21 protein-coding genes are annotated in these 22,492 nt (G+C 40.9%); 3 read left to right on the forward strand and 18 right to left on the reverse strand.

What is annotated here, in order from left to right; genetic code table 11:
• Positions 1 to 124: 124 nt before the first annotated feature.
• Positions 125 to 1,360, reverse strand: a complete 1,236-nt coding sequence (locus ASG46_RS01250; RefSeq protein ID WP_056702964.1) for a pyridoxal-phosphate-dependent aminotransferase family protein — start codon at positions 1,358 to 1,360, stop codon at positions 125 to 127.
• A 173-nt stretch (positions 1,361 to 1,533) separates the two neighbouring features.
• Here ASG46_RS01250 and ASG46_RS01255 point away from each other — a divergent pair, with 173 nt between their 5' ends.
• Positions 1,534 to 2,412: an endonuclease I family protein gene (locus ASG46_RS01255; RefSeq protein WP_017367997.1), complete on the forward strand. Its 879-nt coding sequence runs from the start codon at positions 1,534 to 1,536 to the stop codon at positions 2,410 to 2,412.
• Positions 2,413 to 2,427: 15 nt separating this feature from the next.
• Here the strand turns inward: ASG46_RS01255 and ASG46_RS01260 are convergent, their stop codons facing one another.
• From ASG46_RS01260 to ASG46_RS01300, 9 genes are all read right to left on the reverse strand, one after another.
• On the reverse strand, positions 2,428 to 3,171 hold the full coding sequence (locus ASG46_RS01260) for an IucA/IucC family C-terminal-domain containing protein (protein WP_035389315.1): 744 nt from the start codon (positions 3,169 to 3,171) through the stop codon (positions 2,428 to 2,430).
• 21 nt (positions 3,172 to 3,192) lie between these two features.
• Positions 3,193 to 4,230 carry a FecCD family ABC transporter permease gene (locus tag ASG46_RS01265; protein ID WP_056702667.1) on the reverse strand — a complete coding sequence of 346 codons (1,038 nt, stop codon included), beginning with the start codon at positions 4,228 to 4,230 and terminating at the stop codon, positions 3,193 to 3,195.
• Entirely contained in the window at positions 4,223 to 5,239 is a 1,017-nt protein-coding gene (locus tag ASG46_RS01270) for a FecCD family ABC transporter permease (protein ID WP_056702668.1), read from the reverse strand. Before ASG46_RS01270 ends, ASG46_RS01265 begins: the two co-directional genes overlap by 8 nt.
• 72 nt (positions 5,240 to 5,311) lie before the next feature.
• A complete protein-coding gene (locus ASG46_RS01275) occupies positions 5,312 to 6,265 on the reverse strand; it encodes an ABC transporter substrate-binding protein (protein WP_025207929.1) in 954 nt (317 codons plus the stop codon).
• 139 nt (positions 6,266 to 6,404) lie between these two features.
• Complete coding sequence (locus ASG46_RS01280) at positions 6,405 to 7,307, reverse strand: alpha/beta hydrolase (RefSeq protein WP_025207930.1); 903 nt, start codon at positions 7,305 to 7,307, stop codon at positions 6,405 to 6,407.
• 71 nt (positions 7,308 to 7,378) lie between these two features.
• Positions 7,379 to 8,290 (reverse strand): alpha/beta hydrolase, encoded by a 912-nt coding sequence (locus ASG46_RS01285; RefSeq protein ID WP_056702680.1) that lies wholly within the window; start codon positions 8,288 to 8,290, stop codon positions 7,379 to 7,381.
• A gap of 457 nt (positions 8,291 to 8,747) precedes the next feature.
• Complete coding sequence (gene psiE / locus ASG46_RS01290; RefSeq protein WP_024719769.1) at positions 8,748 to 9,176, reverse strand: phosphate-starvation-inducible protein PsiE; 429 nt, start codon at positions 9,174 to 9,176, stop codon at positions 8,748 to 8,750.
• Positions 9,177 to 9,214: 38 nt separating this feature from the next.
• Positions 9,215 to 10,522, reverse strand: a complete 1,308-nt coding sequence (locus ASG46_RS01295) for a HAMP domain-containing sensor histidine kinase (RefSeq protein ID WP_056702681.1) — start codon at positions 10,520 to 10,522, stop codon at positions 9,215 to 9,217.
• Positions 10,509 to 11,204: a response regulator transcription factor gene (locus ASG46_RS01300; protein ID WP_035701293.1), complete on the reverse strand. Its 696-nt coding sequence runs from the start codon at positions 11,202 to 11,204 to the stop codon at positions 10,509 to 10,511. Before ASG46_RS01300 ends, ASG46_RS01295 begins: the two co-directional genes overlap by 14 nt.
• 237 nt (positions 11,205 to 11,441) lie before the next feature.
• Here ASG46_RS01300 and ASG46_RS01305 point away from each other — a divergent pair, with 237 nt between their 5' ends.
• Complete coding sequence (locus tag ASG46_RS01305; RefSeq protein WP_056702682.1) at positions 11,442 to 12,647, forward strand: DUF418 domain-containing protein; 1,206 nt, start codon at positions 11,442 to 11,444, stop codon at positions 12,645 to 12,647.
• 72 nt (positions 12,648 to 12,719) lie between these two features.
• Here the strand turns inward: ASG46_RS01305 and ASG46_RS01310 are convergent, their stop codons facing one another.
• Positions 12,720 to 13,658, reverse strand: a complete 939-nt coding sequence (locus tag ASG46_RS01310; RefSeq protein ID WP_056702684.1) for a helix-turn-helix transcriptional regulator — start codon at positions 13,656 to 13,658, stop codon at positions 12,720 to 12,722.
• 83 nt (positions 13,659 to 13,741) lie between these two features.
• Here ASG46_RS01310 and ASG46_RS01315 point away from each other — a divergent pair, with 83 nt between their 5' ends.
• A complete protein-coding gene (locus ASG46_RS01315) occupies positions 13,742 to 14,386 on the forward strand; it encodes an FMN-dependent NADH-azoreductase (RefSeq protein WP_056702686.1) in 645 nt (214 codons plus the stop codon).
• Positions 14,387 to 14,463: 77 nt separating this feature from the next.
• On the opposite strand, the gene ASG46_RS01320 is transcribed toward ASG46_RS01315, so the two are convergent.
• From ASG46_RS01320 to sufD, 7 genes are all read right to left on the reverse strand, one after another.
• Complete coding sequence (locus ASG46_RS01320; protein WP_056702689.1) at positions 14,464 to 16,320, reverse strand: alpha/beta fold hydrolase; 1,857 nt, start codon at positions 16,318 to 16,320, stop codon at positions 14,464 to 14,466.
• 58 nt (positions 16,321 to 16,378) lie between these two features.
• The gene (locus ASG46_RS01325) at positions 16,379 to 16,945 is read right to left on the reverse strand and encodes a TetR/AcrR family transcriptional regulator (protein ID WP_056702693.1); all 567 of its coding nucleotides are present in this window, start codon (positions 16,943 to 16,945) and stop codon (positions 16,379 to 16,381) included.
• Positions 16,946 to 17,091: 146 nt separating this feature from the next.
• On the reverse strand, positions 17,092 to 17,694 hold the full coding sequence (locus ASG46_RS01330) for a DUF3885 domain-containing protein (protein WP_046526625.1): 603 nt from the start codon (positions 17,692 to 17,694) through the stop codon (positions 17,092 to 17,094).
• A gap of 397 nt (positions 17,695 to 18,091) precedes the next feature.
• Entirely contained in the window at positions 18,092 to 19,489 is a 1,398-nt protein-coding gene (sufB, locus tag ASG46_RS01335) for a Fe-S cluster assembly protein SufB (protein WP_007500362.1), read from the reverse strand.
• Between the two features lie 17 nt (positions 19,490 to 19,506).
• Complete coding sequence (gene sufU / locus ASG46_RS01340; protein WP_008347017.1) at positions 19,507 to 19,953, reverse strand: Fe-S cluster assembly sulfur transfer protein SufU; 447 nt, start codon at positions 19,951 to 19,953, stop codon at positions 19,507 to 19,509.
• Positions 19,943 to 21,163, reverse strand: coding sequence for a cysteine desulfurase (locus tag ASG46_RS01345; protein ID WP_007500359.1), 1,221 nt, complete (start codon positions 21,161 to 21,163; stop codon positions 19,943 to 19,945). The genes sufU and ASG46_RS01345 overlap by 11 nt, the downstream gene beginning before the upstream one ends.
• Positions 21,163 to 22,476, reverse strand: coding sequence for a Fe-S cluster assembly protein SufD (gene sufD, locus ASG46_RS01350; RefSeq protein WP_025207941.1), 1,314 nt, complete (start codon positions 22,474 to 22,476; stop codon positions 21,163 to 21,165). The genes ASG46_RS01345 and sufD overlap by 1 nt, the downstream gene beginning before the upstream one ends.
• Positions 22,477 to 22,492 lie beyond the last annotated feature (16 nt).

Below are 22,492 nucleotides of genomic sequence, written 5' to 3' on the forward strand. Positions count from 1 at the left end.
AAAAATGATAAGAACTTCTTCAGTATAGCGATATCGCTCTCTATAAGTCTAGTTTTTCAAAAAACAGCGTTTTTTCCCAAATAAAAAATACCCGCTGGTGGCGAGTATTTTGAGTATCCCTTTTTTATTCAGCTTGTTCATAGATGGAAAGAGCCGCCTGTAACCCGGCGCCACAATTGATGGCTGCACCATATTTCATCAAAATGGCTTCAAGGCCTGCTAAAACAAATAGAATATTTTCCTTTCGGCAGCTATAGCCCATTGAGCCAATTCTCCATATCCGTCCTGCAAGCGGCCCAAATGAACTCGCAATTTCAATTCCAAAATGATGAAGAAGATCAGCCCGGACCGCTTCTCCGTCGATATCACTTGGAATGACGATACACGTCACGACCGGCATTTTGCAGTCTGGATCACCAAATAATTCAAGCCCCATCGCTTCAAGTCCTGCCATTAAAGCCTTTTCATGAAACAAGTGGCGCTGAAAACGTTCCTCCAGACCTTCCTCTAGCACAAGTCGAACCCCTTCTCTCAGTGCATAAAGCATCGTTGTCGCTTCTGTATGATGATTTAACCGCCTCGGGCTCCAATAATCTTGCAGCTGGCTTAGATCAAAGTAATTGCTTTTGATTGGAGAAATGTCTACCTGTTTTTGCAGTTCGTCCTGTGTTGCAATCCCTTTTTCGACTTTCTTTCTCAATTGTACGACGTCTGCCACTCGTTCATTATATGTGATCGGTGACATCCCTGATGGAACAGACAAGCATTTCTGCGAGCCCCCAATTGCCGCATCGATTTTCCATTCGTCTACCTTGACCTCGACTCCACCAATTGTCGCCACAGCGTCTACAATAAAAAGCGCATCAAGCGCTCGGCATGCTTCACCAATTTTCTCAAGCGGCTGTAATCTTCCGGTAGATGTTTCACCATGAACCATCGCAACAATTTTCGGCTTGACTTGATGCATCTCTGCGATGATGTCGTCTTGCTTAAAAACCGTTCCCCATTCACATTCCATTGTATGTACCTCAGCACCATAGCGCTGTCCAATTTCAATCAGCAAATGACCGAAGCGTCCAAAGACCGGAACGAGCATCACATCTCCGGGCTCGATCACACTGGCAAGCACAGCTTCAAGTCCTGAGCGGGACGTCCCATCAATTGGATAAGCCCATTCATTTTCTGTTTGAAAAAGTGATCGTAATAAGGTCATCGTTTCGTTCATGATCTCTGTAAATGCAGGATCAAATTGACCAAGAATTGGTGTACTCATCACTCGAAGGACTCTCGGATCTACTTCGACAGGTCCTGGTGTCATAATGGTTCTAGTAGGTGTGTGTAGTTCTTTCACGTTATCCATCCTCTCCCTTGCTGTGTCCATCCTTATATGCCCACTTATACAGCAATGCTGATAAAATAGCAATCTCTTTTCTTACGAATTGATTACATAAAATTTACGATAAATCCATTTATTTCTTTATGGCAATATGATAGAACTAAAGAGTATACATTCCCTATGAAGGAGGAAATAGAATGAAAAGATCTTTATTTGGAACTGTGGCCGCCGGAATCATGATTTTCGGTACATTTGCCGCTCCGCTGCCTCCCGCTGCAAATGCTCAAGGCTTTACTCTGAATGAACCGAGTCAAACCATCACCTTTTCCCCGTTACAGCTACAAACCGAAACATCTGCTCAACATGCCAAAACAACCGCTTCAAGTCAAATTGATTCCTATTACCAATCTGCTGCTGGCAAATCTGGGCCTGCTCTTAAGAAAGCATTACACGATATTATTGATGATCATACGCAGCTATCCTACAGCCAGGTTTGGGATGCATTAAAGAAAACGGATGAAGATCCAAAAAATCCAAGCAATGTGCTCTTGCTCTATAGCGGTATCTCCAGGTCTAAGCAAGCAAATGGAGGAAACGTGGGACAGTGGAACCGGGAGCATGTGTGGGCTAAATCTCACGGCAATTTTGGGACGAGCCAAGGACCTGGTACAGATCTCCATCACCTTCGGGCAACAGACGTACAAACGAATAGCACACGAGGAAATTTAGATTTTGATATAGGCGGAAATGAATACAAGGGAGCGCCGGGTAACTTCTACGACAGCGACTCATTTGAACCTCATAGCCGGGTGAAAGGAGATGTAGCAAGAATGCTCTTTTATATGGCCGTCCGATATGAAGGCGATGACCGCTTCCCAGATTTAGAATTGAACAACAAAGTGAATAATGGAAGCGCCCCTCTTCACGGCAAAATGTCTGTCCTCTTGAAATGGCACAAGCAAGATCCAGTCGATCAAATCGAACGGAATCGTAACGAAATCATCTATCAAACGTACCAGCACAATCGCAATCCTTTTATTGATCACCCTGAATGGGTAAGCGATATTTGGGAATAAAAAAGAGAGGCACTGCTATGAGCAAGCAGTGCCTTTCTTTTTTTCAAGCGGACAGACGAGACAATAATCAAGGCTCTCTGATTTTTTCTCAAGCTTATAATACATACAGCAAGTCTTTCGATTTGATGTGTCTAGCAAACTTTCATCTAAATTTAAGCTGTGCTGAAAAGGATTTTGCTTCGCTCCGAAAAGATCACCCGATGCCTTCTTCAGAAACAAATAATCCTCCCGTACGCGCTCTTTCATTTTAGGCTCTTCCGTTTCTCGCATCATGCTACGGTAAAGAGAATTGATACGTACCGCTACATTTTCCCATAAAATTGAATACGGAAGTCTTGAAGTACGTTTCAATACATCTAAAAGTGGTGTGACACACTGCGTAAATAGCGTGCGGACGACCTGCTCTCTCCACTCATGACGATCTCCTTCTGACTGAACAAATGAACAGAGCGTTTCATCTAGCTCAATTTTACGATCTTCTCTAAAGACACACGCCTCTGGTGAAAACCGATAGACAGCATCATACATCGTCATCAAGTACAAAGTAGAACTAACAGCTAAATAGGCATAGCGTTTTGAAAACATGGACGCCGCCACTGCTATATTCGGTGCATGCATCGCTTCCTTTTCAGCTTCTAATAAACGTCTGATAGATGCTTCTGAAAAAAGCGCAGCAAGTGTGCGATCAGATGTCATTGGTCCATTTGTGATGTGTACCCCGAAATCAAGTAATTCTCTCTCAACCCACTCTGGCTTCATATCAAAACCCCCATCTTTCGTTTAACGATTTCGCTGTTGATATAACAAATAAATAAAGAACGGTGCGCCGATTGCAGCCGTAAACACACCTGCCGGGACATCTAACGGGAGAAAAGCCGTTCTCGCAACTAAGTCTGCCAGCATCACGAGAATACTTCCAACAAGCGCAGATGCTGGAACAAGCGCAATAAAGGAACGACCGATGATCATCCTTGCCACATGTGGCGCCATCAGTCCAACAAATTCAATACCGCCTGCGAATGCAACGGCAATACCGGCTAATGTCACACTCATCAGTAGAAAGAATAACCGCTTCGCCTGAACCTTGACTCCGAGACCTGTTGCAAGATCATCTCCAAGCTCCTTTACATTCATCGTTCTTGCCAGCACCATGACAATCGGTAAAATCATCAATACCCAAGGGAGCATTGCGATGACGTCCTTCATTGTAGAACCATATAAACTGCCCGTCAGCCAGATGTATGACTTGGTCGTGGTCATCGTATCGCTGAGCACAAGAGTAAACGTCACACACGCCTTCATAATGGCGGAAATCCCAATCCCCATCAAGACGAGCGTGATCGGCTTGACGCCTTTTTTCCATGAAAGCATATAAATCAGGCATGATACCGCAAAAGCGCCTGCAATGGCCCACAACGACTGATAAGCAATAGGCACAGTGCCCATCCAAAAGACGATGAACATAATGGCGCCAAACGAAGCACCGCTCGTAATTCCTATGATGTCAGGCGATGCAAGCGGATTTCGAATGAGACCTTGTAAAATAAGCCCCGATACCGCAAGTGCCGCTCCCACTAAAACCGCAAGCAGGGTCCTTGGAATCCTCAACGTATTTAATACAAACGTATTTCCCTCGCCTTGTCCGAAGATATGTAGCAGCACATCAGCAGGCGGAATAAACCGGCTGCCCATACAAAGGCTCAGAATAAATAAACCAAAGGCAATGCCTGTCAATAATAGTAAAATCAAAAACGTCCGCTTTGAAAATTGAAATGAAATGCGTCCGCCCTTTGAACGCACTGTATATGTTTTAGCCACCTGTCTTCAACCCCTTGCGCACGAGATAAACAAATAGAGGCGCTCCTGCTACCGCCGTCATGACACCAATCGGTACTTCCTGCGGCATGATCAGAAAACGAGCGGCAAGATCTGCGACAAGTAAAAGCGACGCCCCTACAACGGCACAATACGGCAGTACCCAGCGGTGGTCAGGTCCAACAAGCTTTTTCACAATATGCGGCACAAGAAAACCAACAAATCCAATGGATCCTGCGACAGCGACGGAACCACCTGCTAAAAAGACAACAAGTAACCCCATCGTCATCTTCAAAAGAAGCGTACGCTGGCCAAGCCCTTTCGCAATATCATCACCCGATAAAAGGACATTGATCGAGCGGCCAAGAAGCAGCGCCACCACAGTCGCCCCTAGAATATAAGGCAGCACAGGCAGCAGCATATCTATACTTCTTCCTGACACTGAACCAGCCATCCAGAACAGGATGCTTTGAATGGACTGTTCATTGACGATTAAAAGTCCTTGAGTAAAGGACGCAAACAGAGCAGATATCGCAGCACCTGCGAGTACAATTTTGACCGGTGTCAGTCCGTCTCTTCCAATGGAGCCTAGAAGAAAGACGAGCATACCTGCAATGGCAGCGCCTAAAAAGGCCGTCCACATATAACCTGTTAACGACTCGGTAGAAAAGAAAACAATCGAAATCACAATAAAAAAGAGTCCACCTGCATTAATACCTAAAAGATCTGGTGCAGCCAGCGGATTTCTCGTCAATGCCTGCATGAGTGCACCTGAAATCGCTAGACTTGATCCAACGACCGTCGCAATTAAAGCTCTTGATAATCTGGATGTCATGACAATGACACTGTTTGGATCTGACTCATCGAACTGAAGAAACGCATGGATAGTGGCTTTGAGGGGAATGGAGGTTTGCCCAAGAGAAATACTGAGCATAAAAAAGACCAACATCAATACGATGAATCCAGCAAATAGCAGTGCCTTGCTCGAATCCTTTTTTAATAAACTTCTCATCTGATTCCCGCTTTCAATCTGTTATGGAAAAAAGGAGAAAATGGTATGTTCACATTTTCTCCTCCGTTCTACTTATTGATCAATTCCTAGACGATCATAAATATCATCAAGCATCATGTTTGCAGCAATGATTCCGCCTGCCATGTTCCAAGTGATTTCATCCACTTTATGCACTTCTTTTGCTTTGACTGCGTCAAGCTGTTTCCATAAAGGATGACTTGTCCACTCTTTATATGTTTTTTCAGCAGCCTTGTCTTGTTCACCTATGAAATAGTAGATCACATCCGCATTCATTTGTGGAATGCTTTCCTTGTCTGTTAATTGGACAACATCTAGTTTTTTATCTTTAATATTCTTAGGCCCTTCAAATCCTAACTCTGTCAAAATCGAACCTGCAAATCCAGTTTGGTAGATTCGCGTATGATCCGCTCGGAAATTAACAACTGCGACATTCAATGGCCAGTTTTTAATGTCCTTTTTCGCCTTTTCTTTGAAATCAGCGACACGGTCATCCCACTTCGTCAGCAATTCTTTTGATTTATCTTGCTGATCTAGCGCTTCACCCATTAACTTTACTGTATCTTTAAAAGTATACACTGTGTCAGTTGCAACAGTTGGCGCGATTTCTTTCAGCTGATCAAATATTTCTTCGTGGCGAATCTTTGATGCAAAGATGACATCTGGCTTCAGCTTTTCAATTTCTTCTAAGTTTGGTTGTGTTTCCTGCCCAACAATTTTGACACCCTTTAAATCATCTCTTAAATATTTATACGTAGGTGCTTCAAGCCAAGATTCTACAACACCCACTGGTTTAATGCCCATAGCGACGGCTGCATCCGTTGCTCCTTGATACAACGTCACCACACGTTTAGGCGATCCTTTAATTTCAGTTGAACCGATAGCGCTTTCAACGGTTCTTGTTTTCTCATTACTATCTGACTTGCCTTCACTGCTATTACTGCCACAAGCCGCAAGTAGTACGATGGAGAGCACAACTAATAGCGACCAAAAAGATTTTTTGAACATGTACCTCACCTATCCATTCTATATGTAGTCATATCGTTTGATAACGATTCTCATTATCACACTATGATTTTATCATAGAAAAGGATGGTGTCAATGTAAATTTTTAAGAAAAAGGTAGAGTGTTGACTAGTTGTTTAGGTTAATTGGAACTTTTCCACATTTGGATTGTATGCCCAATCTTTTTTCCCGATTCTAGTAAAATGGACAAATGAGTATGGTTTTCTATCACTTGGTAAACAGATTGATTTTTCACCTGCTGATTTGGAAGCGTCAGATACGGATGAAATTTGTCTACGTCGTATAACTCATCCTCACTTCCAACAAACATGCCATAAGGCTGGTCCAGCCTTGCAAATTGTTTTTGAGGTGCAGATGGTGTTAAGGCAAGAGACATATTGATGGTGATGCCTGTTAAAAGAAGTGGATCTTGTGCAATCACCCATGATGGGTAGTGAAATCGTACAGCTTCTGAATGCCCCATCAGCCTTCCTTTTGTCATCGCAGATAGCACAAATTTCCAAACTTGAACTGTGGCAAAAGGGACTTGATTAGACTTCGCTGTGTCAGATTTGTAGCCAAATTCAGGAGCAATAAAAAAGTAACCATCTACTTTTCTTTTTTCATCCCAAGATAGATATTGAAGCAGCAATCCAGCTCCAGAGGAATGACCACAAAGATAAAGTGCTCCTTCGTGCTGCTGTTTGATGACATCCACAACTTGCGAAATATCTTGCCATACGTCAGTGACTTTGGGTGTATCTCCCTTTTTTCCTCCAGAATGTCCGTGACCTCTCAAATCCAGCAAAAACACATTCACGTGAAAATCATGCTGCAATGTATAGGCAATATGCTCATAACCAGCCAAGCTGTGAGCGCCTCCGCCATGAATGATGATCACATTGGTCTGCGTGTTTGTTTCTGATAAAAACGGATAATAAGCAAGACGTATGCCGTCATGTGATTGAATGAACTGTCTTTCTGGAATAGCTACAGGAGCTGCTTCCTGCATACTTGTAAATGAGAACGGTTCTGTTTCGTTCATAATTAACTTTTGATCCTCCAATTAGAAACGAGAATGGCTAGAGCATTGCTGGCCATTCTCATATTCGCATCCTATTTTGTCATATCCCTCAAAGGGAACGTCTTGCTCTCAATAATAGCGACAATTTGTTTTAACGCTTGGTTCGCTTCGGGAATAGGGAAGACAGGAAAGACGTGATTCATTTTTGGGTATTCGATATAGTTGATGGGAACACCCTGCTTGTCTGCCATCTCTTTAAATTTCCGGGCATCTGGGAGAAAGAATTCATGAGTGCCAATAAAAACAGAAATTCGTCCTAACGATTTGATTTCTCCATAGATCGGGCTGATCAAATGATGTGTTTCATCTGTATCACCTGCATAGGCTTTGCCCGATTCGATCAGTAAATCTAGGTTGAGCATTGGCTCTTTTGGAACCATTTTAGCGATATCAAGATGACTTAATGTCACATCAAGCCATGGTGATAATAGAATCATGTTTCCAGGCTGCGGGAGACCTTTTTTTGCTAAGTATTGAGCAAAGGCGAGCGATAAACCGCCGCCAGCAGAATCACCCATGATGACGATTTTTTCTGGTGTTCCTTTTTCTAAAAGAGCTTGGTAAACTGGGAGAACACTCTCGATTGCATCCATATACTGATGATTCGGTGCTTTAGGATAAACTGGCACATACACCGTACTATTTAATTGCTTCGTCAATCGATCCAAGAAACGCCAATGCCATACGAGCGGCTGCTCAATATAGCCTCCTCCATGTAAAAATAGCACCTGATGATCATCTGGCTGCAAATCTGATTTCAACATGTACGTATCGACTGAAAACGTGCTGCTTTTGGTGATGTGATATTTCTTTTTCAACTTCTCAGGCAGCACATAAGGTAATTGATTCGCCATTCTTCGTTCTTCTAAATACCCCTCAACATTTAGTTTCTTCTTTGTAAGTACAAGTAACCATTCAACAAACAAACTTTGAATACTTCGCATACGATCGACCCCTATAGATAGAATGATGACAATCAATGTCTAGGAAAAGAATGGTTTCTCTTTTTCTAAAGCATAACATAAGAACTTGTGAATCCGTTAACTGCTTTGGACAGAATACTTTTTCTATACATCTATTCATTTATGAACACCTGTCTATTTATATTATATTTTCTAGATACATCATCATCAATTGTCAATCTTTCAATCATTGTTCATTAATCAACACATATTCAAAAACTGTTCATTTAAACACAAAAAAGACGAGTGTTGACCACTCGTCCCAGATTGTTGACAAAGGGCTAAAATGAACTTTATTTTAGCCCTTTGTCTTCTTTTCAGCGTGATAGAAAACCTTTGCAGTCTAGGAAGGACGAGCAYCGAAGCGCAGGACTGACACCGAATGCGAGGGTTTGTCTACATGCTGAGACGAGTGTTGACCACTCGTCCTTCTTCTTCCTCACTTCACTTCCTCATGCTCATGAGCAGTATCTCTTTTGCTCGCGATAAAGAGTGCACAGGTCATCGCAAGAATGGCCAGTGCCCACCAGAATGTCGATACGGCCTGTTCATGATCAATGATAATCAAACGGATGACAGCTGTGATGCCAATATAAATAAAATAACGCAGCGGAAAATGAAAGTTGGATTTAAAGTATTTAATAATTAAGGCGATAAATTCAAAATACATAAAGAAGATCAGCAGCTCGCCAAGCATTCCATAATAGCTTTCTCCTTTGTTAAACACTGTTTTATAGACGAATTGTACGATGTACCATGTTTCACTAATTAAGAGTACGCTTAGCGCAATCGCTAGAAAGAACAGGCAGATATTCAGAAGGGCTTGCAGAAGATCAGGTACCTTTTGGAAATTGTTGAATCGTTTCATCAGATTGTTTCCCCATTCCATGATGTTGTTTTTGCTCTCTACATTTTGGTATTCCAAAATCGCAGCACGATGTAGTAGGTATCGTGTTTTTCTACACTTTCAAACTGTCCATGCATTCGGGACATCATCCGCTTGATGCTTCGTTCTCCGAGTCCATTGCTTTCCGGAATGATGTCTGTCTTTTTTATCGCATTGCTCACATGGATTTCAAAGACATCTTGGTCGGATAAAAAAGTGATCTGAATGTCCTTTTCAGGATCTGCGTATTTACGTAAGTTAGACATCACATTATCAAATACTCTGCCAAGCTCCTCGACATTCACATTAATATAGCTATCCGGCATTTCGCCTACAATATGGACCGTGAAATTCTCCTGATGCAGCAGGGCGACCTGATCTGATAGAAGATCATAAATCACTTCTTTCACTGCAACGGTTTCAAGCTCTGACTCGTGCTCTTTATCTAGCAGGAAATAGGCAAATAGATTGTCAGACAGATTCTTTAATTGCAGGGCTTTTCCATACGCACTCGCTATATACTTCTCCTTGCGGGTATCCGCTAGAGCCTCCTCTTTTTTCGCAAATTCCAGATTCATGATGAGTGATGTCAGCGGGGTCCTCATATCATGCGACATTTCGGTCACCAAGCTGCGGCTCTCTTCCTGCAGATCATCAATAGCCTGAAGCTTGTCCAAAAAGGCTGTTCTTAAATCCTCAATGCTCTTTGCAATCATGGCCAATTCATCATGCCCCTTCACTGTCATCTCATAATCGAGCTCACCGCCTTCAAGAATATGAATCTCTTCACGGATCGTTTGCAAGTACCGCAGACTTCGGCGAATGCCAACAAGCACAATCAGGAGAAAAATGAGTGTTGCACCAAGCAGTTCTAGTGTAAAGGCGAGATCGTGATATCGAGAGGAGTAAAATCCGTCTACCATAACCCTACCTTCTCCGTCGCTAAATTGAACCGGGTAAGAATGACGCTTTGCGTAGTCGGTCACCTTTTCTTTCCCATAGGCCAATTCGTCAGCGGCAGAGTAAATCGAGTCATATTGAAGCACTTCATCCTTGTAAACAGTGAGATTAATATAATCTTCTTTTTTCACCCACTCACCGAATGCTTTTCGATCCGTTGAAGTCAGCTCATGTTCTGAAACATAGCGGCTAAATGTTTGAATGTATCTAGCGGATTCTTCCTTATAGTACTCATCCGAACTTAAATATCCTTCAATCAGGTGATCGGTGATCTTTTGCAGTGTCAAAAAGACAACACCACTTACGATAGCAGCGACCAAAATGAGCAGTGACAGCTTTTTGGTCAGCGTATATTTACGATGTGCCAAACCGGTATCCTCTCCCCCATTCTGTTTTGATATACACGGGACGAGCCGGGTCATCTTCAATTTTCGCACGCAGCTTTCGGATATGCACCATAACCGTATTGTTTGAACAATAAAAATAAGGCTGGCCCCACACGCTTTCATAAATATTTTGAGCAGAAAATATTTTGTTTCGTTTGTTCATGAGCAGTTTTAATATCCGATATTCTAAATCAGATAACTTGATTTGCTGCCCACTTTTCCACACTTCATTAAATTCCTCACTCACCCTCAGGCTACCGCCAACTAAATAGGTTTCTTCCTGTTCCTTTTTTTCCTGATAGATGGTATATCTGCGCAATTGCGCCATGACCCTAGCGTGAAGCTCCTCTTCTGAAAAAGGTTTTGTCATATAATCATCTCCGCCAGCGAGTAATCCTTCTGTTTTATCCAATGTACTTGATCTGGCTGTCAGAAATAAAATGGGAACGTTTGAGGAGGCTCTTATTTGCTGGCACGTTTCTATACCGGAGATACCTGGCATCATAACATCCAAAATCACCAAATCAAGCGAATCATCTACAGCATACAATGCCTGCTTGCCATTCATGGCTCTCAACACCTCATACCCTGTACGTGTCAGGGATTCCTGCAAAAGATCACCGATCTCCTGATCATCCTCTACAACTAATATTCGATGGGTCATGTCTCAATCACCTCATCCTTCATGATGTTCATTCTTATATGTTATTACTATATATCATCTAGCTATGTGAAAAGATACACCATAAATCTTAAGTGTTTATGAATATGATCAATTGCCATCAAGTTGTCACATTTATTTTCAAAAAATTGGATCTTCATAAATGATTAAGAATTGGCCTGTATATTGATTCATTGAAGGATCTATCTTTAGATCCAATACACGAAAAGGAGCATTAATATGAATGTAAGCAAAGTAGAACACGGACAACCAATGAGTCTTAAAGAACGGGTGCATTTCTTGGACATCGTACGAGGATTCGCCTTAATGGGAATTATTTTGGTCAACTATTTTTTGATTGTGGATTCGGTCAAGGGATTTGAGATGGAGTCTAATGATGTATTTCACAACTTGGTGAATTGGTTCGCCTCAGGGAAATTCATTACGTTATTTTCTTTTCTATTCGGGGTTGGTTTTATGATATTTATGGATCGAGCCGCTCAAAAGGTGGACAGCCCGAACAAGTTGTTTGCTCGCAGATTAACGATTCTCTTAGGGATTGGTCTTCTGCATGTCACGTTTGTATGGATTGGAGATATTTTAACCTATTATGCTGTCGCAGGCTTTTTACTGCTTTTCTTTTACAAACGCACAGCCAAAACCATCCTGTACTGGCTGATCACACTCTTTGTGATTCAATTGCTCACGCCTCTTTTCTCAATGCTGCTCAACACCATCAGTACAGGATCATCAGGCAAGCCGGATTTTGCCGATTTTGAATTGACCAGTCACAACAGTCTGACTTATTTAGCATCGATAGGTGACCGGTGGACGGATATGGTCACGATGGCTTCGGGCTCATTTTCCACCGTCTATTCCATGTTCTTCATGTTTTTACTTGGTGTGTATTTTGTGAAAATGTCGTTTTTCAAAAACATGGAGACGAAAAAAGCGATTTGGAATCGTATTTGGATGATTTGTACAATCGCTTTTCTTATCACACAAGGCAGCACGATTATGACTGCGGTCACCCCTTTTGAACATACGCCATGGATGAACATTATCTCTGCACTTGAGCAAAACGGAGGATTAACTGGCAGTATGTTCTATATGAGTTCACTTGCGATGCTGTTTTTGCACGTTCCTCAGCTGCGAGGTGCTTTGATGGTTTTTACCAAGGTCGGACGGATGTCCCTGACCTGCTATTTGCTTCACTCGATCATTGGAACAGTGCTGTTTCTGAAATATGGAGCCGGACTTGCAGATCATCTTCAACCCGCTGGTACGTTCTTCATTGGCATTGGCGTGTATGCCTTCCTTGTCCTTTTCAGTACGTTATGGTTAAAGCGATTTAAGTCTGGACCGATGGAATTTATCTGGCGTCAGCTGACGTATGGAAAGATCAATGACAAATCGAAAACAAATACATTTCAGGCGGCGAAGTAATAGAAAAAAGGCGAATTACGACAGTTCGCCTTTTTTCATGTGTTGAGTTTTTGTGTTTCAGATACAATCCGTTCATTTTATATATTGATCCATCATTTCTCGCAATTGAGTCAAATAACTCTCTTTTAATTCATCGGGGTATTCAATTTTGATATGTTTCCCAAATGAGATCAAATAGTGAGTCATATACGATAATTCTTCTTGGTTGTACCCCCCTACAATATAAGGCGTATCATCAATGATCTCCAATCTCATATTCGGATAATGATTCTTCAAAAACTTCTCTTTCCCTTGTTCCGTTAATCGACATTTAAAAGAGATATCATGATAAGTTTTTTCGTACTCGAGCTGCAGTGCTTTTAATTCTTCCTTCGTAAAAGTGTCTTTCGTTTCTTCTTCGATCATCATGTCCGTCATACAATCACATCTGTAGACGCCCCACTTTTTATTCTGAACATCAAATGCTTCGGTAAACCAAATTCCATTTCGATAAAACAACTCAAGAAATTGTAGCCTGATCCTTTTATGTTCATATTGAGTGTATGTCATCTTCACGATTTGATCTTCCATCATTGCCTGCAATATCAAATCCAAATGATGTTGTTCACTCACTGGCGCGACATGATAGTAATGAATCACATCCAAAATCTCCGTGATCCGATGTTTTCTCTCATCAGACATTGTAGCAAACAGTTTTTGACGAATCTGTGAGTAAGACTTTTTAAACGGTGTTGCTGACAACAGATCTAGGGCTTTAAGAGCGAAAAAAATGGCTTGAACTTCATCTATTTGAAAATAGATCGGAACCAATGGAGATTGATTCACGAGCCGATATCCTCCATGTCTGCCATTTTCAACATAAAAAGCTAAGCCCATGGACTCTAGCTCTTCCATATCTCTTAAAGCCGTACGTTTAGAAATACCGAATTCCGCTTCTAAATCTTTTAATTGAAATGAGTATTTATCGCTTAAAAAAATAAGCTCTTGGTTTAATCGTTCTGATTTTTTCATTTGATTTTCCTTCTGAAAAAGGTGCCATGTTGTGTCACCTTTTTATTTTATACTCAGTTTATCAAAAGAAAAGGAGCATGTATATGCAAACACTAATCATTAACGCGCACCCAGATTTCACTCATCGAGAAAGTTATTCAAACAAACTGCAAACACTATTTTTAAAGCAGTTTAAAGAAAGATTTCCTCATGAGGAACCAACCATTTTACATTTATATGGAACTGAAATTCCTCGTATCGAAATAGACCAGCTGCTAGGAATTTGGGATAAGCAAGCATCTGAACAATCATTAACAGCTGCCGAAGAAAAAATCGCCGCTGCTTCATCTGCTCTATTGGCTCAATTCAAAGCACATCATCGAATTGTGATTGTATCACCTGTTCATAATTTCAATGTGACTTCACGAATGAAAGATTATATAGATAATATCTTTATTGCGAGAGAAACGTTTAAGTATACAGAAGAGGGTTCAGTTGGTCTGATGACTGATGATTATCGTGTACTTTTGCTTCAAGCAAGTGGCTCAATTTTCACAAATAACGATCGGTACACACCACTGGAATTTTCATATTATTATCTAAAGGAAATATTCCAAAACTTGATGGGTTTTCAACAATTTCATATTGTCCGGGCACAAGGAACAGCGATTTTAGATCAAAGGACTATCTTACAATCTGCATCTGATGATATGACGAAAACCTTAGATGCGTTTTATGCACATCGTTAACCTCTATATTTTCAAGACCCAGAACGAAAAATTTTGCTCACTTGTCATCAATCTTATTTTTCGTTTTGGGGTGACTCCTATCTACTAGTACAAATATTATTGATGACTAATGCTGCCGTTTCACTCGGGTGGCTAAGAGGGAAATGGTGGCCATACGGAACAAAATCAACCTTCCCAAGATGCGATGGCGCAGAATAGCCTCTGTCATACTCCCCCCAAATCATGTGTAAGTTATCCTTTGTAACTTCTTTAAAGTCACCTTGATCGGTTTTCCGTAATAAATGGTTAAGCTGAACCGTTGTATTTAAAATTCTAGGAGAAGTAAAGCTGTTTCTGATTTTTTCAATATAATTTTCAGGGATGCTCTTCGTGCTTTCAAACAAACCATTTCTTAATACATAACGCTCTATCAAATGAGTCGTTGCCAATCTTAATGTCCATTTGTTCAGAAATTGAGGAACATGAAGTGATTTTGCCTTTTGTTTAGCAACAGGCGGCTGAAGTAAAGTGATGGAATACTTCTTATCTATGTAATTTTGTGCTAAAGCTTCTAGAAGAATATACGCACCGAATGAATGACCGATTAGATGTGCACCATTCGTCGCTTTCTCTATTACTTTTTTCACTACATTTAAATAGATGTCTAGAAGATGTTTCGCTCGTTTAAATGGAGAACGCCCCAAACCAGGAAGGTCCAAGATCCATACAGGTTGACCTGTTTTCTCATGAAGCTCTTGTGCTAAAGGAAATAAATCTTCTCCATCACTCAATAAACCATGTAATAAAATAAACGGCTTCCCCTCTCCTTGTAATTGGTAAAGGGTGTTATTATCGCATAATGTTCGTTTAAATAAATGTTGGTGCTCACCATTTTGAGCCATCATTCGATAATCTAGATCCGCTACTACAGCAGGGAAAAATGTCATGACACTCGTCTTCTTAAACCAATCTTCTCCCATTATTTTTTTCGCTGAAACATTTGAAAACGTTCGTTTTGTCATAAAATTCAATCCGTCAGAAGGAATGTTTGTGAGTTTACTTACACCACTCTTCATGATAGCTTTCATCAGTGGCATTGGGACAGAGATGTTTGGTGCCTTCATATTCATACTTTCTGACATCATACTTAATAGTCCAGCAACGTTCTGATCGTGCTCTTTGTCTTCAACAAGTGTATATGTTTGAATAGCCGGCTGCTCCAACTTGAAAACCTGTACAATACACTTCGCAAACTCATCGTTTGAAATAAGTGGTAACCGATAGTCCTTACCTCCAGGAATCACCGGCATGAGCCCTCTTCGCATACTCTTTACAAGCAAACCCAATCCTGCAATTTGCTCTGTACTCCCTGTTTGACTACTACCAACGACAGTTGGCGGATTAATGACAGAAAGCGGATAACCTACTGCTGATGCCTGCTGACGAATATAAAGATCTGCTAAAAACTTTGTTCTCTCATAAGGATTTTTTATTTTCAAGTAATCGTTTCCTTCTTCAAACACGTCGATGGCAATCTTGCTATTTTGATCATCAAAGGGACTCATATAACCGACAACATGAATAAATTGCTGCAAGCCCTTCGATTGATGAATACTTTTAGCTAATTCACCAATATATTTGGCGCCATTTAAAAAGACGGAAGCTGCCTCTTTACTTGTCGCTTGAATATCCATGGGTCCTCCTGCGTGAATGATCACATCCGTTTTCAATACCCTCTCCTGATCTTCAGCACTTAGACCCAAATCGACTTTCGTCAAATCACCTTCAACAAAGTGCATCACTGACTCTTCTAAAATACCTCTTTCTTGAAAAATGCGTGTTGCTTTACTTTTTGACCTTACTAAAAGAAGAATGTTCACATCCTCTTTCGCTAATTCTTCGACTAATTGCTTTCCGATAAACCCTGTTCCACCCGTTAAAAATACTGTTTTCATGTGAAATCTCCTTTTTAGTACTACATAGTACTAATTTGATGTAAAAAAAATGCTTCTTTTATCGAAGCAAGTTAAATAAATGATCTGCTGTTTTTGTGATGACAGTGGCATCTTTCAATGTTTCTGAAATAAATAACGCTCCTTCAAGATTTGTCATAAAAAGTGATGCCACCTCATCAATATGAATCGTATGTCTGAATTCCCCATTCTCTACCCCTTGTTTCAGTAATAGAGAAACTTTCTCTTGTAATCCTGTGAAAAAAAGACCTATTTTTTCTTTTATTTGTGTGGCCTTTACAGGGCTTTGAATATAAAGAGTAATAAATGGACAGCCGCCCTTATACTCTCTCGCCTGAACTCCTTGTGATAATTGCTTTAAAAACAGTTGAATTCGATTTTCAACTGAAAATTGGGTCTGAGACAGTACGTCCTCCATTGCAGATTGATACATGTCAATCCAATAATCAACGACCCCTTCTAATAATTCTTCCTTATTAGAAAAGTGATAATACACATTCGACTTTGACACTTTGCTTACACGAACTAATTCGTCCATACTCGTATAAGCAAACCCTTTTTCTAAAAATAAAGTTGCAGCTACTTCAAGCACACGTTTTTGATTCATTAATTTCACCTTTGTCATAAATAGAACTATACAGTACTAAATTATATGTTGCAAGTATTTATGATCATTTAGAAAAGAGTTTGATGAAAAAGTTTTCTCAATGCGGTCAAACGCAAATGAGGAAACTAACAATAAGAGAGTTTCTTTTAATTATAATCTTCTCCTACCAGTAAAGTACTATACTTTGCTTTAAATTTTTCATACTTTCTCTCATCCTTAAATAATAAGAATGCCCCTCTGTCATCATAAATATGATAAATAAAATCTTTATTTATAAAGAATATTTCAGGATAACTACTATATTTGTCATTGAACCTCGGAGCCATACTTTTAAAATCTTGATTACATATAGCCTTGATTATTTTCTTGTACTCTATATGCTGTTTTTTTGTTTCTAAAGAATACTGAATGACTTTTCCATTCTCATCTTTAGAATTTTTTACATTGAGTCTGTATTTATTAATTTTTTTTGAATACTTACTATATACTCCTATCGGCCTCTGTAATGAATGCTCGCTTCGAACAATTGTGACGACGAACAATAAATCGTTCTCCCCAAAAAGTTCATCAAATATACTTATTGCAACATTATAAACCTTATTAAAATATTGAGGATTTAAATGGCCTTGATCATTAAACTGATACATATCTTTTTCGAGTTGAATATGAAGGCTTAGAGGTAACTCGTTAAAGGAATCATTAATTAAATCAATATTGAATTCACTTTGTAAATAATCTAGGTGAACCATATCTCATTCTCCATTCATTCTTTTATGTACAATTCTTATTTTATTAATACTCGACCACTTTTATTTAGTGTAGCTATACGCTCTCCGGATTTATTCATTAATTTGTAGTAACTTCCTCCATGAGAATTCCCTTTCCCAAAATCTCTTGAAATGGACCAACCAGATGTAGGATCTTTCCACTCTTGTTTACCTTTAACCTTCTTAGTGAAAAGAGAAATCTTAACTCCAGTATCATTCAATAAAGATTTTTACATTTTTTAGTCAACTTAGATGTAACCAATGAAATAGAAAAAGACGAACTTAAAAAGTTCGTCTCCTACACTAAAAGGTCTCTTGACCGGCACAAATTCGGCACGCTTCATCAACCTCTTATATCAATCATTTTCAATCCTCTGTATTAACCAATAGAACCTTCCATCTCAAACTTAATCAAACGGTTCATTTCAACGGCGTATTCCATTGGCAGTTCTTTTGTGAATGGCTCGATGAAGCCCATGACGATCATTTCTGTTGCTTCTTCTTCAGAAATTCCGCGGCTCATCAAGTAGAATAGCTGCTCTTCTGATACTTTTGATACCTTCGCTTCGTGCTCTAATGAAATGTTGTCGTTTAAGATTTCATTATAAGGAATCGTATCAGATGTTGATTTGTTATCCATGATGAGTGTGTCACACTCGATGTTTGAGCGTGCACCCTCTGCTTTGCGTCCGAAGTGTACGATTCCACGGTATGTGACTTTACCGCCTTGTTTGGAAATCGATTTCGATACGATCGTTGAAGATGTGTTTGGTGCAAGGTGAATCATTTTCGCACCTGCATCTTGGTGCTGACCTTTACCTGCTAGGGCAATACTTAATGTCATACCACGAGCGCCTTCACCTTTTAAGATGACAGCTGGGTATTTCATTGTCAGCTTAGAACCGATGTTTCCATCAATCCATTCCATTGTTGCATTCTCTTCACATACTGTACGTTTTGTCACAAGGTTGAAGACGTTGTTTGCCCAGTTTTGAATCGTTGTATAACGGCAGTAGCCGCCTTTTTTCACGATGATTTCAACAACCGCACTATGAAGTGAGTTTGTTGTGTAAACTGGAGCTGTACAACCTTCTACGTAATGCACGTGTGCGCCTTCATCAACGATGATCAGTGTACGTTCGAACTGCCCCATGTTCTCAGAGTTGATTCGGAAGTATGCTTGAAGTGGTGTATCTACTTTTACGCCTTTTGGTACGTAGATGAATGAACCACCAGACCATACAGCCGAGTTAAGCGCAGCAAATTTGTTGTCAGTCGGAGGAATGACTTTTGCCCAGTGCTCACGGAAGATGTCTTCGTTCTCTTTTAATGCACTGTCTGTATCTTTAAACACAATGCCTAGATCTTCAAGATCTTGCTTCATGTTGTGATACACAACTTCAGATTCATACTGAGCAGATACACCAGCTAAGTACTTTTGCTCTGCTTCAGGGATTCCAAGCTTATCAAAGGTTTGTTTGATTTCTTCTGGTACTTCATCCCAAGAACGCTCAGAGCGTTCTGATGGTTTTACGTAGTACGTAATTTCATCAAAGTTTAATGCATTTAAATCTCCGCCCCATTGTGGCATCGGCATGTTGTAAAAGTGCTCAAGAGATTTCAAACGGAAGTCGAGCATCCACTGAGGCTCTTCTTTCATACGAGAAATTTCTTCAACGATCTCTTTTGTCAGTCCGCGCTCTGAACGGAAAATGGAAACGTCTTTATCAGAAAAGCCGTATTTATATTCACCAACATCTGGCATTTTTTTAGCCATCCATTTTCACTCCAATCTTATGATTTGCCGTTATCTTCGGCAGATGCGCCTTTTTCAAGCGCCTTCCAGGATAATGTTGCACATTTGATGCGTGCCGGGAATTTTGCGACTCCCTGCAGCGCCTCAATGTCACCAAGATCAATGGAATCGTCGTATTCTTTTCCTAGCATCATATCGGAGAAAATCTGAGACATTTTCAAAGCTGTTTCAATATCTTTCCCTTTAATCGCCTGCGTCATCATAGAGGCAGATGCCATCGAAATCGAGCATCCTTCTCCTTCAAATTTCGCATCGATGACTTTTTCGTCTTCGATTTTCATCGTGAGACGAATGCGGTCACCACACGTAGGGTTGTTCATATCGACGACAATGCTGTCGTTTAACACACCTTTGTTTCTCGGATTTTTATAATGATCCATAATCACTTGTCTGTACAGTGTGTCTAAGTTTACATTAAAAGACATTCGTAAAATACTCCTTTGTCTTACGGAGCGCTGCCATGAGCTCGTCAATCTCCTCTTCTGTGTTGTACAGATAGAAGCTTGCTCTTGCAGTCGCTGATACACCAAGCCATTTCATGAGCGGCTGTGCACAGTGATGTCCAGCACGAATGGCGACACCTTCCGTATCTAGAACAGTTGAGGCATCATGAGGATGGACGTCGTCTAAGTTAAACGTCACAAGTCCAGCTCGGTGCTGCGGTCCGTAAACCGTGGCACCTTCAAGCTCCTTAAAGCGCTCAAGTGCGTAAGTCGCAAGCTGATGCTCGTAACGGCTGACTTCCTCCATACCGATGTCATTTAAGAAATCAATCGCTTTTCCGAGTCCAACTGCTCCTGCAATAATCGGTGTTCCCGCTTCAAATTTCCACGGCAGCTCTTTCCATGTAGAATCATATAGATCCACAAAGTCGATCATTTCACCGCCAAACTCAGCAGGCTCCATATTATTCAAAAGGTCCTTCTTCCCGTAAAGAACACCAATGCCAGTCGGTCCACACATTTTATGCCCAGAGAAAGCGAAAAAGTCACAATCTAGATCCTGAACATCAATTTGCATGTGCGGGGTGCTCTGGGCACCATCGACGACAATAATTGCACCGTGATCGTGAGCAATCTTTGCGATGTCTTTAATTGGGTTGATGGTTCCTAATACGTTTGAGACATGTGTGACAGCAACGATTTTCGTTTGATGTGTGATGGTTTGCTTCACATCTTCAAGCGACAGCGTGCCGTCTTCCTGTAACGGAATATATTTCAATGTGGCGCCAGTTGCTTTTGCTGCCTGCTGCCAAGGGATGATATTCGCATGATGTTCCATATGCGTAATGACGATCTCATCGCCTTCTTTAAGGTTTGCTCTTGCATAGCTGATTGCCACTGTGTTTAGTGCGGTTGTTGTACCTCTAGTAAAAATAATCTCCTGGACAGAAGAAGCACCAATGAATGCTCGAACTTTCTCTCTTGCACCCTCGTATGCGTCCGTTGCTTTTGTGCCAAGGGTATGAACACCCCGGTGGACGTTCGAGTTGTAAGACCGGTAATACTCATTCATTGCATCAATGACAACTCGTGGTTTTTGAGATGTCGCTGCACTGTCCAAATACACCAAATCATGTCCGTTCACTTGCTGATGAAGGATTGGAAACTGCTCACGAACGTCTTTGATATTCATTATTTTACTTTCCTTTCAATCACAGAAACGAGCTGCTTTTTAACTCCTTCAATCGGCAGTTCTTTGACGACTGGATTTAAGAAGCCATAAATGACAAGTCTTTCTGCATCTTCTTTGGAAATCCCACGGCTCATGAGGTAATAGAGTTGAATTGGATCAACACGCCCAACAGACGCAGCGTGCCCTGCTGTTACATCATCTTCATCGATTAAAAGAATTGGGTTAGCGTCACCGCGTGCTTTCTCACTCAGCATGAGAACACGAGATTCTTGCTCCGCATTTGACTTCGTTGCGCCATGCTCGATTTTACCAATCCCGTTAAAGATAGAAGATGCTTGATCCTTCATGACACCATGCTTCAAGATATACCCTTCAGAGTTTTTACCGAAGTGGATGATGCTTGTTGTGAAGTTTTCCGTTTGATTCCCGCGGCCAACAACAACTGATTTTGTATCACCGAATGTACCGTCGCCCATAAGCTTTGTGATGTTTTCAGACACAACGTCTCCATCATTCATCAGACCAAGCGCCCATTCGATTTTACTGTCACGACCATTTGCCATACCACGTCTATTCACATAGACTGTCACACCTTCTGCAAGATTATCCACTGCACCGTAAGTGACGCGGGCATTTGCACCTGTGAAGACTTCAGACACGATATTGAAGATCGCTTCTTCTGGTGTTGCCGTACTGATGTAGTTTTCGACATATGTCACAGCACTATGATCGTCTGCTACAACGATGACATGGTTGAACAACGTTGTTTCGTCATTTTCATGAAGATAAACGGCTTGAATTGGTGCCTCAAGCTCTACGTTTTTCGGTACATAGAGGAAAGCTCCGCCATTCACTAAAGCAGCATGTAAAGCTGTTAGTTTGTGCTCATCCACTTTCACTGCATCAGTCATGAAATATTTCTTCACTAGCTCTCCATGTTCGCGAATCGCTGTATGGATATCAGTGAAGATCACGCCTTTATCTTTTGCTTCACTAGAAAGAGACAAGTATGCTGGCGTTTGATCACGCTGTATATAGACTGTCTTATCTGTGTCCTCTAAATCAATAAGAGATTTCACTTCTTCAGGAAGCTCTTCTAAAGATCCAAATGGCGCACTTTCAACTGTATGCTGTTTGAAATTGGTTAAATTCCATTTTGAAATATTCGTTTTGTCAGGCTTTGGCATTGGAAGGTCTTCTGCTTTTTCAAGAGCCTGTAAGCGAAGGGAACTCATCCATGCCGGTTCCTGATGCTTCTCGGAGAAGCTTTTGACATAATCTTGATCTACTGATAATTTCGTTTCTAATGTCATCAATAATCCTCCTAAC

It is taken from the genome of Bacillus sp. Leaf49 (assembly GCF_001426125.1).
In the GTDB taxonomy this organism is placed as follows: Bacteria; Bacillota; Bacilli; order Bacillales; family Bacillaceae; genus Bacillus; species Bacillus altitudinis.